General features: G+C 69.8%; 12 protein-coding genes. 8 read left to right on the forward strand and 4 right to left on the reverse strand.

Going from position 1 to position 12,748, the window contains the following annotated elements; genetic code table 11:
- Window positions 1–82: 82 nt before the first annotated feature.
- Both ACFVKT_RS06650 and ACFVKT_RS06655 read left to right on the forward strand, forming a co-directional pair.
- Window positions 83–766, forward strand: a complete 684-nt coding sequence (locus tag ACFVKT_RS06650; RefSeq protein WP_385728290.1) for a uracil-DNA glycosylase — start codon at window positions 83–85, stop codon at window positions 764–766.
- Between the two features lie 152 nt (window positions 767–918).
- Window positions 919–1,494 (forward strand): hypothetical protein, encoded by a 576-nt coding sequence (locus tag ACFVKT_RS06655; RefSeq protein WP_385728292.1) that lies wholly within the window; start codon window positions 919–921, stop codon window positions 1,492–1,494.
- 143 nt (window positions 1,495–1,637) lie between these two features.
- On the opposite strand, the gene ACFVKT_RS06660 is transcribed toward ACFVKT_RS06655, so the two are convergent.
- Window positions 1,638–2,099 carry a hypothetical protein gene (locus ACFVKT_RS06660; protein WP_385728294.1) on the reverse strand — a complete coding sequence of 154 codons (462 nt, stop codon included), beginning with the start codon at window positions 2,097–2,099 and terminating at the stop codon, window positions 1,638–1,640.
- A 234-nt stretch (window positions 2,100–2,333) separates the two neighbouring features.
- Between ACFVKT_RS06660 and ACFVKT_RS06665 the strand changes: the two genes are divergently transcribed.
- Window positions 2,334–3,245 (forward strand): Gfo/Idh/MocA family protein, encoded by a 912-nt coding sequence (locus ACFVKT_RS06665; protein WP_385728296.1) that lies wholly within the window; start codon window positions 2,334–2,336, stop codon window positions 3,243–3,245.
- Here ACFVKT_RS06665 and lnt read toward each other — a convergent pair.
- Together lnt and ACFVKT_RS06675 are read right to left on the reverse strand one after the other, a co-directional pair.
- Window positions 3,163–4,737 carry an apolipoprotein N-acyltransferase gene (lnt, locus tag ACFVKT_RS06670; protein ID WP_385728298.1) on the reverse strand — a complete coding sequence of 525 codons (1,575 nt, stop codon included), beginning with the start codon at window positions 4,735–4,737 and terminating at the stop codon, window positions 3,163–3,165. The two genes, ACFVKT_RS06665 and lnt, sit on opposite strands and share 83 nt — an antisense overlap.
- A gap of 122 nt (window positions 4,738–4,859) precedes the next feature.
- Window positions 4,860–5,348, reverse strand: a complete 489-nt coding sequence (locus ACFVKT_RS06675; RefSeq protein ID WP_385728300.1) for a nuclear transport factor 2 family protein — start codon at window positions 5,346–5,348, stop codon at window positions 4,860–4,862.
- A gap of 135 nt (window positions 5,349–5,483) precedes the next feature.
- Between ACFVKT_RS06675 and ACFVKT_RS06680 the strand changes: the two genes are divergently transcribed.
- The 3 genes from ACFVKT_RS06680 (at window position 5,484) to ACFVKT_RS06690 (ending at window position 7,282) form a co-directional block, all read left to right on the forward strand.
- Window positions 5,484–6,470: an LLM class flavin-dependent oxidoreductase gene (locus ACFVKT_RS06680; protein ID WP_385728302.1), complete on the forward strand. Its 987-nt coding sequence runs from the start codon at window positions 5,484–5,486 to the stop codon at window positions 6,468–6,470.
- 49 nt (window positions 6,471–6,519) lie between these two features.
- A complete protein-coding gene (locus tag ACFVKT_RS06685; RefSeq protein ID WP_385728304.1) occupies window positions 6,520–6,885 on the forward strand; it encodes an alcohol dehydrogenase catalytic domain-containing protein in 366 nt (121 codons plus the stop codon).
- A 190-nt stretch (window positions 6,886–7,075) separates the two neighbouring features.
- Window positions 7,076–7,282, forward strand: a complete 207-nt coding sequence (locus tag ACFVKT_RS06690; RefSeq protein ID WP_385729880.1) for a zinc-binding dehydrogenase — start codon at window positions 7,076–7,078, stop codon at window positions 7,280–7,282.
- A gap of 74 nt (window positions 7,283–7,356) precedes the next feature.
- On the opposite strand, the gene ACFVKT_RS06695 is transcribed toward ACFVKT_RS06690, so the two are convergent.
- A complete protein-coding gene (locus ACFVKT_RS06695) occupies window positions 7,357–9,027 on the reverse strand; it encodes an ABC transporter substrate-binding protein (protein ID WP_385728305.1) in 1,671 nt (556 codons plus the stop codon).
- A 237-nt stretch (window positions 9,028–9,264) separates the two neighbouring features.
- Here ACFVKT_RS06695 and ACFVKT_RS06700 point away from each other — a divergent pair, with 237 nt between their 5' ends.
- Entirely contained in the window at window positions 9,265–11,697 is a 2,433-nt protein-coding gene (locus ACFVKT_RS06700) for a PAS domain S-box protein (protein ID WP_385728307.1), read from the forward strand.
- Window positions 11,698–11,993: 296 nt separating this feature from the next.
- Window positions 11,994–12,734, forward strand: a complete 741-nt coding sequence (locus ACFVKT_RS06705; RefSeq protein ID WP_385728309.1) for an SDR family NAD(P)-dependent oxidoreductase — start codon at window positions 11,994–11,996, stop codon at window positions 12,732–12,734.
- Window positions 12,735–12,748 lie beyond the last annotated feature (14 nt).

Here is a 12,748-nt window from a genome sequence, read left to right on the forward strand (position 1 = left end):
AGCGCGGGGCCCGGACTCGATTGTCAGTGGGCGGCGGTAGGTTCTGTGGTCTGGAAGTGACCGCACATCGGAGGAAGTTGACGTGACCGATATCGCCATGCTGCCCGAGTCCTGGCGCGACGTCCTGGGCGACGAGCTGCAGGAGCCCTACTTCAAGGAACTCACCGAGTTCGTCGAGGAGGAGCGCGCGAAAGGCCCCGTCTATCCGCCGCGGGAGGAAGTCTTCGCCGCGCTCGAAGCGACACCGTACGAGCGCGTCAAGGTGCTGATCCTCGGTCAGGACCCGTACCACGGCGAGGGCCAGGGGCACGGTCTGTGCTTCTCCGTCCGCCCCGGTGTGAAGACCCCGCCCTCACTCCGCAACATCTACAAGGAGATGAAGGAGGAGCTGGGCACCCCGATCCCGGACAACGGCTATCTGATGCCGTGGGCCGAGCAGGGCGTGCTGCTGCTCAACGCGGTGCTGACGGTGCGCTCCGGTGAGGCCAACTCGCACAAGGGCAAGGGCTGGGAGAAGTTCACGGACGCGGTCATCCGGGCCGTCGCCGCCCGGCCCGACCCGGCGGTCTTCGTCCTCTGGGGCAACTACGCACAGAAGAAGCTCCCGCTCATCGATGAGGAGCGGCACGTGGTGGTGAAGGGGGCTCACCCCTCGCCGCTGTCCGCGAAGAAGTGGTTCGGCTCGCGTCCGTTCACGCAGATCAACGAGGCCGTGGCCGCCCAGGGCCACCAGGCGATCGACTGGCGGATTCCGGACCTCGGCTGAAGGCTGACGGCTGCCCGCTGGGGCCTCCGCCGGGCCAGGACCGTCACCGGCCTGGTCCAGCGGAGTACGGAGGCGCCTGAGCGTGATTGTCAGTGGCTGCCGTTAGCGTCGTTGGCGTCGTGATGATCAGTGACGAGCCTGTGGAGGACGCGATGGCGGAGCAACAGGAGCAGGCGGCGCCGGATGCCATGATGACCCGGATCGGGCAGGTCATCATGTTGCACCACGGCGGTGACCGCGAGGAGGCCCGGGGCCGCTTCCTGGACCTGTGGGCGGAGATCGGCGAGGACGGCGACCCCCTGCACCGCTGCACGCTGGCGCACTATATGGCCGACACGCAGGAGGATTTCTCGGACGAACTCGCCTGGGACCTGCGGGCGTTGTCGGCGGCCGAGGAGCTCACCGACGGGCGGATCGCCGAGCACCACGAGTCGCTCGCGGTCCGCGCGTTCTATCCGTCCCTGCATCTGAATCTCGCCGCCGACTATGTGAAGCTCGGCCGCACCGAGGCCGCCCGCACCCATCTGCGCCGGGCGCGCGGTGCGGTCGGCGCCCTCGGGGAGGACAGCTACGGGGACGGTGTCCGGGCGGCGATCGGCCGGCTGGAGCTGCGGCTCGACGGGGACGGGACTCCGGGGCAGGGCGAGGGGCCCGGGTCGTTGGGCGGCCCCGGTCCCTCGGGCGGGCCCGGAGGGGAGACGCTGGGGCCGCCGCGACGGCGGTCCTGAGGGAGGGGCCGGGGGTACGCGGGGCTTCGGGGTACCCGGGCAGGCGGGTGCGCGGGACTTCGGGGAGCCTGGGTACGAGGCTCCACGGGTGCGCGGGACTTCCGGGTGCCCGGGGGAGGGCGCGCCGGAAGACGCCGGTTCCGTCAGCGGCCGTACGTTCCCTCGCAGATGACCGCCTCCGGGCTGTCCGCCGTCCAGCCCCCGTATTTCCTGCCCAGCGCACACACGTCCGTGGTCGTCGGGACCTCCGGGACGACGGGCGGGACGGTGACGCGCGGCTCGGGGCGTGCGGGCTCGGCCCGCGGGGCGGTGCGGGGCCGGCGTGGAGTGGTCGGGGGCGCCGCGGCGGGCGGCGGAGGGGCCGCGCTGCGTGGTGCGGGCGCACTGGGGGAGGGTTTTCGGGACGGGCCGATGAGTTCCAGAGCCTCCCGCGCCGGTGCCTGCACGATCTGCGGCTCGGCCTGGCCGTCCGGACGGGGCACGGAGGGGCCGGACGGCGCGGGCGGAAGGCCGGAAGAGGGGGGCCGCTGGACGGTCACACAGCCGGAGAGGGCGGTGACAGCCACGGTGACCAAAAGCGTCGCGGTCGTGGTTGATCGATGCACCCGGGCAACTCTGCTGTGTCGGGCCCTCTTTGGGGAGCGGACAAGCGGAGGATGCCCCGCACGGGTGATCCTTCCGCTCCTCCGGAGGGCGCCGGCATCCGTGAGGTGACCCGGCGGCCCTGAGGAGTCCGCCCCCACAGCCGTATGCTTCCCGAGGAGGCCGGACGAGATCCGGCGAGGTCAAAACCGGGACGTATCCCACAACCCGCAACGCACCCCTTGAGGAGACCCCCTGTGAAGGTCGGCTGCATCGGACTCGGTGACATCGCGCAGAAGGCGTATCTGCCGGTGCTGAGCGTGCAGCCGGGTGTGGAGCTGCATGTGCAGACACGCACACCCGCCACGCTCACCCGGGTCGCCGACAGCCTCCACCTCCCGCAGGCGCAGCGCCACACCGACCTTGCGGAGCTGCTGGCCCAGGACCTCGACGCCGCTTTCGTGCACGCGGCCACCGTGGCGCACCCCGAGATCGTCACACGCCTGCTGGAGGCCGGCGTACCGACGTACGTCGACAAGCCCCTCGCGTACGAACTCGCCGACTCGGGGCGGCTGGTGCGGCTCGCGGAGGAGCGGAACGTCAGCCTGGCGGTGGGCTTCAACCGGCGTCACGCGCCCGGGTACACACAGTGCGCCGACCACCCGCGCGAGCTGATCCTGATGCAGAAGAACCGCATCGGGCTGCCGGAGCGGACCCGCACCATGATCCTCGACGACTTCATCCATGTCGTCGACACGCTGCGGTTCCTGGCGCCGGGGCCCATCGACGACGTGACCGTACGCGCCCGTGTCGAGGGCGGACTGCTGCACCACGTCGTCCTTCAGCTCGCCGGGGACGGTTTCACCGCGCTCGGTGTGATGAACCGGCTGAGCGGTTCGGCGGAGGAGATCCTCGAGGTCTCGGGTCAGGACACCAAGCGGCAGGTGCTCAATCTCGCCGAGGTGATCGACCACAAGGGGCAGCCGACCGTGCGGCGGCGCGGCGACTGGGTACCGGTGGCCAGGCAGCGCGGTATCGAGCAGGTGGTGCTCGCCTTCCTGGACTCCGTGCGCGCGGGCAAGGTGCTCAGTGCCCGGGACGCACTGGCGACTCATGAGCTGTGCGAGCAGGTGGTACGCGCGGTGGAGGAACGGGCCGCCGCAGCCTGAACGCGCGTGCGCCCTCCGCCGCGCACAGGACCGCCAATACCAGCAGGGCCGCGTGCACCGGCCAGTCGCCGAACCGGACGAACGGCGTGACACCCCGTGCCACCGGCACCTCGTACACCATCGTCGTGCTCGCGTCGGTGCCGAGCCAGGAGCCGACGCGCTCGCCGCTCGGACCGTAGACGGCGGAGACGCCGGTGAGTGTCGCGTGCACCATCGAGCGGCCGGTCTCGGCGGCCCGCAGCGCGGCGAGCGAGGCGTGCTGCTCGGGCGCCCAGCTGTTCTGGAAGCTCGAAGTCGACGACTGCGCGAGGAGTACCTCGGCGCCGTCCTGGGCGAGATGGCGGCTCATGTCGGGGAACGCCGACTCGAAGCAGATCATCGGGCCGACCCGCAGCCCGTGCCCGACGTTCATCACCACCTGCTCGGTGCCCTGCCTGCGGTCCTCGCCCGCCGCCTTGCCCACGGACGTCGCCCAGCCGAGGACGCTGCGCGCGGGAACGTACTCGCCGAAGGGGACCAGCCGCATCTTGTCGTACCGGTCGCCGGTCGGGCCCTGGGGGCCCACCAGGACCGAGCTCTTGTAGATGCCGGGACGGTCGGAGCGGCGCGCGTCGACGTTCACCAGGACGTCGGCGCCGGTGAGCCGGGCCAGCGCGGCGATCCGGTCCGCCAGGTCGGGCCGGTCGGCGAGGTCGAAGCCGACGCTGCTCTCGCCCCAGACGATCAGGTCGAGGTCCTGTCCGGCGAGCGTGCGGGTGAGCGTCTCCTCGCGCGCGAAGCGCTTCTCGATGCTGTCCGTGCCGTCGACGACTCCGGGTTGTACTACGGCGATCCGGGTCGTGCCGTCCACCTCGGGGCGCGGCGACCACGCCCAGGCCGCCGAGGTCGCGGCGGCGGTGGCGACCAGGCCGGCCACGGCGGGTATTCGGGCCTGGCGCACCGAGACGAGCACGGCGACGGCGACGTTGACCGTCACCACCAGGAAGCTGAGCAGCCACACCCCGCCGACCGAGGCGAGCCGCAGCGCGGGCCCCACCTGCCACTGGCTCGACCCGAGCAGACCCCAGGGGCCGCCCAAGCCCTGCCAGGACCGGACGAGTTCGACCATCAGCCAGCCGGACGGCAGCACCACGAGCGCCGCCGCGACCTGCCCGAGCGAGGGCACACCGCCGAGGAACCGTCGTACGAGCCAGCCCCAGGGGGCCCACAGCGCGCCGAGCAGCGCGGCTATCACCACTGTGAACACATTCAGGCTCGGCAGCAGCCAGTGGTGCACGGCCAGCATGAAACCGAGTCCGCCGAGCCAGCCGTCGTACGCCGCCCCCTTCGCCGTCGGGGCGGAGCGGACCAGCAGGATCCAGGGCACGAGGGCGACGTACGCGAACCACCACAAGGAAGGGGCGGGGAAGGCGAACACGGGCAGCGCGCCGGCCAGCGCGGCCAGGATGCCGCGTCGCCAGGGGGAGGTGAGCCATCGCTCGGGCCTGTTCATGCGGCGCCTCCCCTCCCCGGTGCGTCCCCCCAGTGTGCGCGCTGCGGACGATCTCCGACAGGGGGTGTCGGGCCGGGACGCTCGGTTGACGGCCGTTCAGAGTTGTTGGGGGGACGGCACGGTCAGCTGGTGGCTGCGGGCTCCTGACGTGCAGGGGAGGTGCGGCGCCACTTCTCCTGGACGACCACCTCGCGCAGCCGCCAGCCGTCGTACGTACGCACCAGTGCGAAGGCATAGCGGCCGCCGCACACGAAGTCGGGCGCGGTGGAAGCGCTGTCGTCTCCCGTGAACCTCATCGGGTTGATGTAGTCCGCCTGGATCCGGGCGGTGTCGCCGGTGTCCTGTTCCAGCAGCTCGAACCGCACGCGCCGGTTGACGATCAGATGCTGGCGCATCGGGAACAGTCCCACGTTCCGGGAAAGCCATCCCGCGACCTGGTCGGCATCCCCCTCGATTCCACCGGCGGAGCGGTAGTCCGCGCGTCCGTCCGGCGCGAACAGACCTCGGTACCCCTCCCAGTCGCCGTCGTCCACTGCCACCGCGTACTCGGTGACGAGTCCGTCCACGGCGAACCGGTCCATCACGGTCGCGAGCTCCACACGCTGCGTCATTGGATCAGTGTTGGCTACGGAGCGTGCCCCGCCAAGGGGCTAAGCGGTGATATTCAGTGGTCATCGGGTCCGGCGGCCGATCGGCCTTGCGCGCAGCGGGGGTTGGCGCTGTCGGGCGTTTCCTATACTGACCGGATGATCACCGTACCGGTCAGCGCGCTCGAAGTGGCCATGGTCCAGACGGGCGCCCGAGCGGCGGACACACTGCGCGACACCACCGAGTTCGCCAGACGTCTTGAGGAGCTCGGATATCTGCGGCTCTGGTACGCCGAGCATCACCACTCACCGGCCATCGGAGCGTTCCCGCCCGTCGTCCTGACCGCCCACGCCGCCGCGTTGACGTCGTCCATCCGGCTGGGCTCCGGGGGCGTTCTCGCTCCGAACCACGCCCCGATCATGCTGGCCGAGCAGTTCGGCACGCTGGCCGCACTGCACGGGGGACGGATCGACCTGGGCATCGGCCGTGGCCCGGGCACCTTCGACGACTCCACGGCGCGGGCACTGCGCCGCGGGGCCGGTCCGACAACGGACGACGAGTACCGCGACGACGTGTCGGCGACTCTAGGCTTCCTGGTGGACGAGGTCGCGCTCGACCCGCTCCCGGAGCCGTGGCTGCTGTCGTCGAGTACGGCCGGTGCCGCGCTCGCCGCGGAACTCGGACTGCCGCTCGCCTTCGCCCATCACATCCGGCCCGACAACACCCTGGCCGCGCTCAAGCACTACCGCGAGCGTTTCGCCCCCTCTCGCTGGTGTGCGCGCCCGCGTGTGCTGATCTGCGTGGAAACGGTGTGCGCCGAGACGGAGGAGGAGGCCACCCGGCTCGCCGGCCCGATGGTGGTCGTCAAGGCCGCACTCCTCAAGGGACGGGGCGACCTCGCCTTCCCCACGCCCGAAGAGGCGGCGGCCCACTCGTTCACCGAAGAGGAAGCGCGGGCACTGACGGGCTTCCGCGCACAGCAGGCATACGGCTCACCCGGCAGCGTGGCGAAGCAACTGGCGAGCCTGGTCGACGCGACCGGTGCGGACGAGCTCATGCTGGTGACGCCCGTCTATGCACTGGCCGACCGGCTTAGGTCGTACGAACTCGTGAAGCAGCACGTCGCGACGTCGACGGCGGCGTAGCCGGGCTCAGCCGCCGAGCGCTGCTCGGTATTGCCGCTAAGGCCCGCTCATGAAAGCAGTTGGGCGCAACCGGTACGGGCCCTCGGCCGTGGTCCGGATGGCCGAGGTGTGCAGGCCCTCGATCGGGGACCGCGACGTGCTGGTGAAGGTGCACGCGACGACGGTCAACCGGACGGACCGCGCGTACCGGGCCGCCAGGCCCTTCTTCTTGCGCATGCTCACCGGCCCTGCCCGGCCGCGGCGGACCGTGCTCGGGACCGAGTACGCGGGAGTCGTGGAAGCGGCCGGGAGCGGCGTCACGTCCTTCACGGTCGGCGACCGGGTGTTCGGGTACAACGGGGGCGCGTTCGGCACCCACGCCGAGTACCTGTCGGTTCCGCAGGACGGGCCATCGCGACCATTCCGAAGGGCGTGACCTCTCGAGGAGGTCGCTCCCGGGACCGAGGGCTCGCACTACGCCCTGGCCTTCATCGGGAAGGCGGGCGTCCGAGCCGGGCAGGACGTCCTCGTCCACGGCGCGACTGGCGCCATCGGCTCGGCGGCGGTGCAACTCCTCGGAGTTGGGCCCCTGATGCCAGAACCTGCTCCTGCCGCTCGTCACACCTCTGCGCCGCGGCAGGAAGGTCAAGTTCCCCTTCCCGAAGCAGGATCAGGAGATGATGCGGCTTTTCCGGGACCTGATCGAGGCGGGCGAGTTCAGGCCGCTCATCAACCGTCGGTACCCGTTGGAGGAGATCGTCGACGCCTATCGGTATGTCGAGACCGGTCAGAAGGCCGGCAACGTCGTGATCACCGTCGTACCGGCGAACTGACCTTGGGGCGGGGCCAGTTCGCCGGCGTCCGGACTCCGGCTGAGCGTCGGCGGGCAACCAAGGCTGTACCGACGTCAGTTCGTGTAGTCGACCTTGGACCAGTCGACCCCCTCACCCGCGTACCAGTTGATGCCGGTCACGTCCCTTCGTGTGCCCACCTGGAAGCCGGGCTGCGCGATCCAGAGCCAAGGGGCGTCGTTCGCGATGATCCTGGAGCAGCGCTGGTGCTCCTCGATCCGTTGGTCCCAACTGAGTTCAGGGCGGCCGGCCTCGACCAGGCAGGCGTCGGCCTTTGCGCTGCTGTATCCGCCCCAGTTGTTGGAGCTCTTCGACTGGTAGAAGACTCCGAGCGCGTAGGCGGGGTCCGGCGAATCGGCCCCGAAGCTCTGGAAGAACATCGGCCGCTCGCCACCGAACAACGCGCGCGTATACGTCGAGGGCGGGAGCGCTTCGAGTTCGAGTGTCACTCCGACGTCTCCGAAAGCGCTCCGGAGCTCGGCCCCGACGGGCTCTCCGAGCGGCTCCGCGGTGCTGTAGGCCAGCGTCGTCGTGAAACCCTTCGTATGGCCTGCCTCCCGCAGCAGTTCGCGTGCTCGTTCGGGGTCGTAGGTGTACGGGTGGAAGTAGGGGTCGAATCCGGCCGCGTGATCCGAGATGGGGCCGTGGGCCGCCCCGGCGAACCCTCGGTAGACCTTCTCGATGATCCGCTGATAAGGCGTCGCGTAGGACAGGGCCTGTCGGACCCGGACGTCGTCCAGTGGTGGGTACTTCGGGTTCATGGGGCTCGAGTGAATGACATAGCCCTGGAAGTTCCAGAGGTGCATGTCCTTGCTGTTCTGCAGCGTTTGCATGTCCGCGGGCGACAGGTACTGAGCGACCTGGGCTTCCCCGGTCATCAGCGCGGCGAGTCGGTCGGACGACTCCGGCACCTGCTTGAACGTGATCTGCTCGATCGCGGGAGGGAAGGGATGCTCTTTGTGGGCCTCCCAGACGACTTGGCGCCCAGGGCTGAGCTCGGTGAGTCTGTACGGACCGAAGCCCACGTCGTGGCTCTTCAGCCAGCGCTTCGCCCAGGGATCGTCCGAGGTCGCATGGCTCTTCGCCAGCTTGGAGTCGACCATCGCACGCCAGAACTCGCTCATCGTGAGAAGCAGGTCAGGCCCCGGCTCCGCCAGCTCGATGCGGACGGTGTAGCGGTCGAGGACCTTCACATCCTCCGGTCGCTCGATGGTGGCGAGGGTGTTGTAGAAGCTCGTGATGCCTTTGACCGCGAAGCTTCGGTCGAAGGTCCACTTCACATCGGCGGCCGTGAACTCGTTCCCTGCGTGGCTCGGCCAGTTCTTGCGGAGCGAGAACGTGTACGTTCTCCCGCCGTCGGTGACCTCCCAGCCCTCGGCCATGCGCGGCTCGGTGATGTCCTCGAAGTCGCCGGCCTGCCACGCGAGGTCGAAGCCGCCCGATTCGCCGGGCGCCGGGATGGCCTTCCAACGGGTCAGCCGGTCGTTGAGGTTGAAGACGTGGTCGTACACTTCCTTGCCGAACACGAGTTCCCAGTCGAGGCTGGGAGGTGTCGTAGCCGCCGCGACGACCAACTTCTTGGACGGTGTGGCTCGGCCGCCACAGCCCGCGACCAGCGATCCTGCGAACGGCATACCTATCACCGCCGCAGTGGACTCCAGGAACGACCTGCGGGTCACCGCACGGTGGAAACCGCCGGTGGGCGGGCCATTGGGCTGGTCCGTCATCGAACCTCCTCGCCCGGGCATTAAGGACGATGACCATCCGGACGGGAGAGGGCTCGGCGCGTTGCGCTCCGCCGGGCGAAGCCGGTTGTTCTCGGACAGTGCCTCCGGTTCGGGAGCACCGCCGAGAGGCCGAATCCCCGCCCTGGGGCCCCCTCTTGACCGATTCCGCCACGCTAGCGCACCGTGCACCGACGTCCAAGAAACGCGTCTTTCTCTGGCAGCGGCGAAGGAGGAGACTTGTCTCGTTCCATACCGGAGTTGAGCATGCGGCCTCGGCAGATTCTCACCGTGGCGATGGTCCTGGGGTTGACCGTTGCCGGGTTCTTCGGTGCTCGTCTGCTGGGCGAGCGAGACGCGCAACGCGATTCCCAGCACCGCGCCGAACTCGCGGCCGCGCAGATTCGCGAGCGCGTCGAACAGGGGTCCGCCCTGGCAGAGAGTCTCCGCCGGTTCATGGCGAGCGCCGCAGGGAACCAGATCACGGGCGGGGAGTTCGAAAGCAACGCATCCAGATGGCTCGGCCCGGCAGGCTTCCCCACCGCAGCGTGGGCCGAACAGGTACCCGCTGCGAGCCGTGCCGCTTACGAGCGCCGGATCGGCCATCCCATCGTCACCCGCGACCCGCGTCTCAGGATCGTGCCGGTCGGACCGCAACCTTCGTATCTGCCGGCGACCCTGGTCTCAGGTACCCCTCCGGTGACTGTGCCAGGGATCGATCTCGGCAACGAACCGGGCGTGGCCGCGGCGGTCACCCGCGCGAGTGGGCTCTATGAGGCAAGCGCAACTCCGCTGGCGACCCTACGAGACGGTACGAAAGGGCTCTTTCTCGTCAGGTCCGCCCCGCGCTTCAGCGAGGGAGGCGTCGAACCGGGGTTCGTGATGTTGTTCGTATCCGAACTCTCCTTGCGCACAGCGGCCACGGACTCGGTGCCGCTGCAACTCACCGTCGGCGGCACCGCTGCTGGAGATCTCGGTGGGGCGGCGGCCGTACACAGCACGTTCACGATGGCAGGACAGCGGTTCGACGTCGCCGCGCCGCAGGAGTCGGTGCACGGGGCCGCCGCGTTCCTGCCCTGGATCATCCTTGCGGCGGGCCTCGTCCTCGCGGCCCTCGCCTGGGTGCTCGGGGTCAACGCGGCGCGGCGAGCGAAGGCGCAGGACGAACTCGACCGCATTTTCCGTCTCTCCTCCGATCTCATCGCGGTCGCCGATTTCGAGGGGCGTCTCACGCGAATCAATCCGGCCGTGGAACAGATACTCGGTTACACGCAGGAGGAGTTCCTGGCGCGGCCGTACCTGGAGCTCATCCATCCGGACGACCGTGAGAAGACTGCCGTACAGGGGGTCAGGATCTCCCAAGGGATGAAGGTCACGGCGTTCGAGAACCGGTTCGTTCGTAAGGACGGCTCGTACCGAGTACTTGAGTGGACATCGACCCCTGTTCTCGAAGAAGGGACCATGTACGGGATGGCGCGCGACGTGACAGATCGTCGGCGGGCCGAGAGCGAGTTGAGGCGGCTCGTGGGTGAGCAGGCGGCGCTGCGGCGCGTGGCGACTCTGGTCGCCAGGGGTGTGCCGCCGGCTGAGGTCTTCGCGGCCGTCGCCGCGGAGGGGGAGAGGCTTCTCGACGCCCAGGCCACAACAATCGGGAGGCTGGAGCCTGACGGGACGATGTCCATCGTGGCCAGCAGCGGGACCGCGCCCGACATACTGCCGGTCGGCAGTCGGCTGAAACTCGAGTCGGGGCTGGCATTGGCCGAGGTGGTGCGGACCGGCCGGTCGGCTCGCGTCGACGACTTCGGCCGCGCGGCAGAATCCGTCAAGGGCAGGGCGCAGCGGTTGGGGATTCGTAGTTCCGTGGCGGTTCCGATCATGGTCGGAGGCGCTCTCTGGGGGGCGATCGGCGCCGGAACGAACGGCGAACAGTTTCCGGCCGACGCCGAGCAGCGCATGACCGACTTCACGGAGCTGCTCGCGACCGCGATCGCCAACGCGGACAGCCGGGCCGAGCTTGCCGCCTCGCGCAGACGGATCGTCGCGGCGTCCGACGCGGCTCGCCGTCGGATCGAGCGGGACCTCCACGACGGCACGCAGCAGCAGTTGGTCTCGCTCGTACTGGATGTGCGGGCCGAGGAGGCGAATGTTCCTCCCGAGAGACACGATCTTCGAGCCTCGCTGTCCCGGTTCGCGACGGGACTGGCCGCCGCGATCGACGACCTCCAGGAGATCTCGCGCGGGATCCACCCCGCGATCCTCTCCGCGGGCGGTGTCGGTCCGGCCCTGCGGACGCTCGCGCGCCGTTCGGCGATTCCCGTCGAGCTCGATGTCACGACGAAAACGCGGCTCCCTGAGGCGATCGAGGTTGCGGCGTACTTCGTCGCGTCGGAGGCTTTGGCAAACGCGACGAAGCATGCGCGAGCGTCGCACATAGAGGTTTCACTCTCGCTGCACGACGGTGGCCTGCTGCTGTCGATTCGCGACGACGGTGTCGGCGGAGCGGATTCCAGCCGGGGCTCGGGACTTGTCGGCTTGCAGGACCGAGTGGAGGCGCTCGGCGGGACGATCAGGATCGACAGCCCGGACGGCGGCGGAACATCGCTCGTCGTCACGCTTCCGTACGAGATCGAACCGGCGAGGACGGAAACAGGCGGCACGACGGAGCAGCGGTGATGTGGCGGGGCACACCGGCACGGGCCGAGGTGAGAGCGCGACGCGTCTGCTGAAGGGGTTCAGCAGCCGGGTCCGAGGGCGCTCGAATTGGGCCTCGGGCTGCGAGTCAGCGGTCGGCCCGATGGCGAACATCTGCGAGGTGACGCCGCTCGCAACGGAGATCCACCGCCTCGTACGTGCGGGGAACGCGACCGCGGGGAGGCGGCGCCGCCCGACGGGAGGCGATCCTCTCGACGACGACATGCCGGTGCATCTGCGATCGTAGAGTGATCCATTAGCGCTGCTGGGAGAGTGTTATGCCACGTCCTGTCACGGTCGTCACGGGAGGCAGCCGGGGGATCGGCGCGGCGACCTGTACGCGCCTCGCGGCGGACGGGCACGACATCGCGCTCGGATACGTCAGTGACGGCGCCGCCGCCGAATGGACCGCCGCCGCTGTCCGGGCCGCCGGGGCGCGCTGTGTCACGGTCCGAGGGGACACCTCCGACGAAGCCGACGTGGAGCGGCTGTTCGACACGGCGGCGGACCGGCTGGGACCGGTGACGGGTCTGGTGAACAACGCCGGGGTGACCGGCCCGCTCGGCAGGCTCGCGGATGCCGACCCCGCCGATCTGCGGCGGGTGGTGGAGGTCAACCTCCTGGGCACGCTGCTGTGTTCGCGCCGGGCCGCCCGTTCGATGGCGGCCTGGGGAAGCGGCGTCATCGTGAACGTCTCCTCGGCGGCAGCCACGCTCGGCAGTCCGGGGGAGTTCGTCCACTACGCGGCCAGCAAGGCGGCCGTCGACGCCCTCACGATCGGCCTCGCCAAGGAACTAGGCCCCGACGGCATCCGCGTCAACGCGGTCGCGCCGGGAATGATCGACACCGAGATGCACGCGGCGATGGGCGATCCGGGCCGGGCCGAGCGCGTCGCATCCGCCGTTCCGCTCCGCCGGGCCGGCCAGGCGGAGGAAGTCGCCGCGGCCATCGCCTGGTTGATGTCCCCTGACGCCTCGTACACGACGGGGGCGGTGCTGCGGGTGTCCGGGGGGCGGTGAGGCAAGCGTCACTT

It is taken from the genome of Streptomyces sp. NPDC127595, from assembly GCF_042671685.1.
Lineage (GTDB): Bacteria > Actinomycetota > Actinomycetes > Streptomycetales > Streptomycetaceae > Streptomyces.

Excerpts from the sequence above, each read along its gene's own strand:
- ACFVKT_RS06655 (WP_385728292.1), top strand. The coding sequence starts at position 919 with ATGGCGGAGCAACAGGAGCAGGCGGCGCCGGATGCCATGATGACCCGG.
- lnt (WP_385728298.1), bottom strand. The coding sequence starts at position 4,737 with ATGAACAGGCCCGAGCGATGGCTCACCTCCCCCTGGCGACGCGGCATC.
- ACFVKT_RS06675 (WP_385728300.1), bottom strand. The coding sequence starts at position 5,348 with ATGACGCAGCGTGTGGAGCTCGCGACCGTGATGGACCGGTTCGCCGTG.
- ACFVKT_RS06680 (WP_385728302.1), top strand. The coding sequence starts at position 5,484 with ATGATCACCGTACCGGTCAGCGCGCTCGAAGTGGCCATGGTCCAGACG.
- ACFVKT_RS06685 (WP_385728304.1), top strand. The coding sequence starts at position 6,520 with ATGAAAGCAGTTGGGCGCAACCGGTACGGGCCCTCGGCCGTGGTCCGG.
- ACFVKT_RS06695 (WP_385728305.1), bottom strand. The coding sequence starts at position 9,027 with ATGACGGACCAGCCCAATGGCCCGCCCACCGGCGGTTTCCACCGTGCG.
- ACFVKT_RS06705 (WP_385728309.1), top strand. The coding sequence starts at position 11,994 with ATGCCACGTCCTGTCACGGTCGTCACGGGAGGCAGCCGGGGGATCGGC.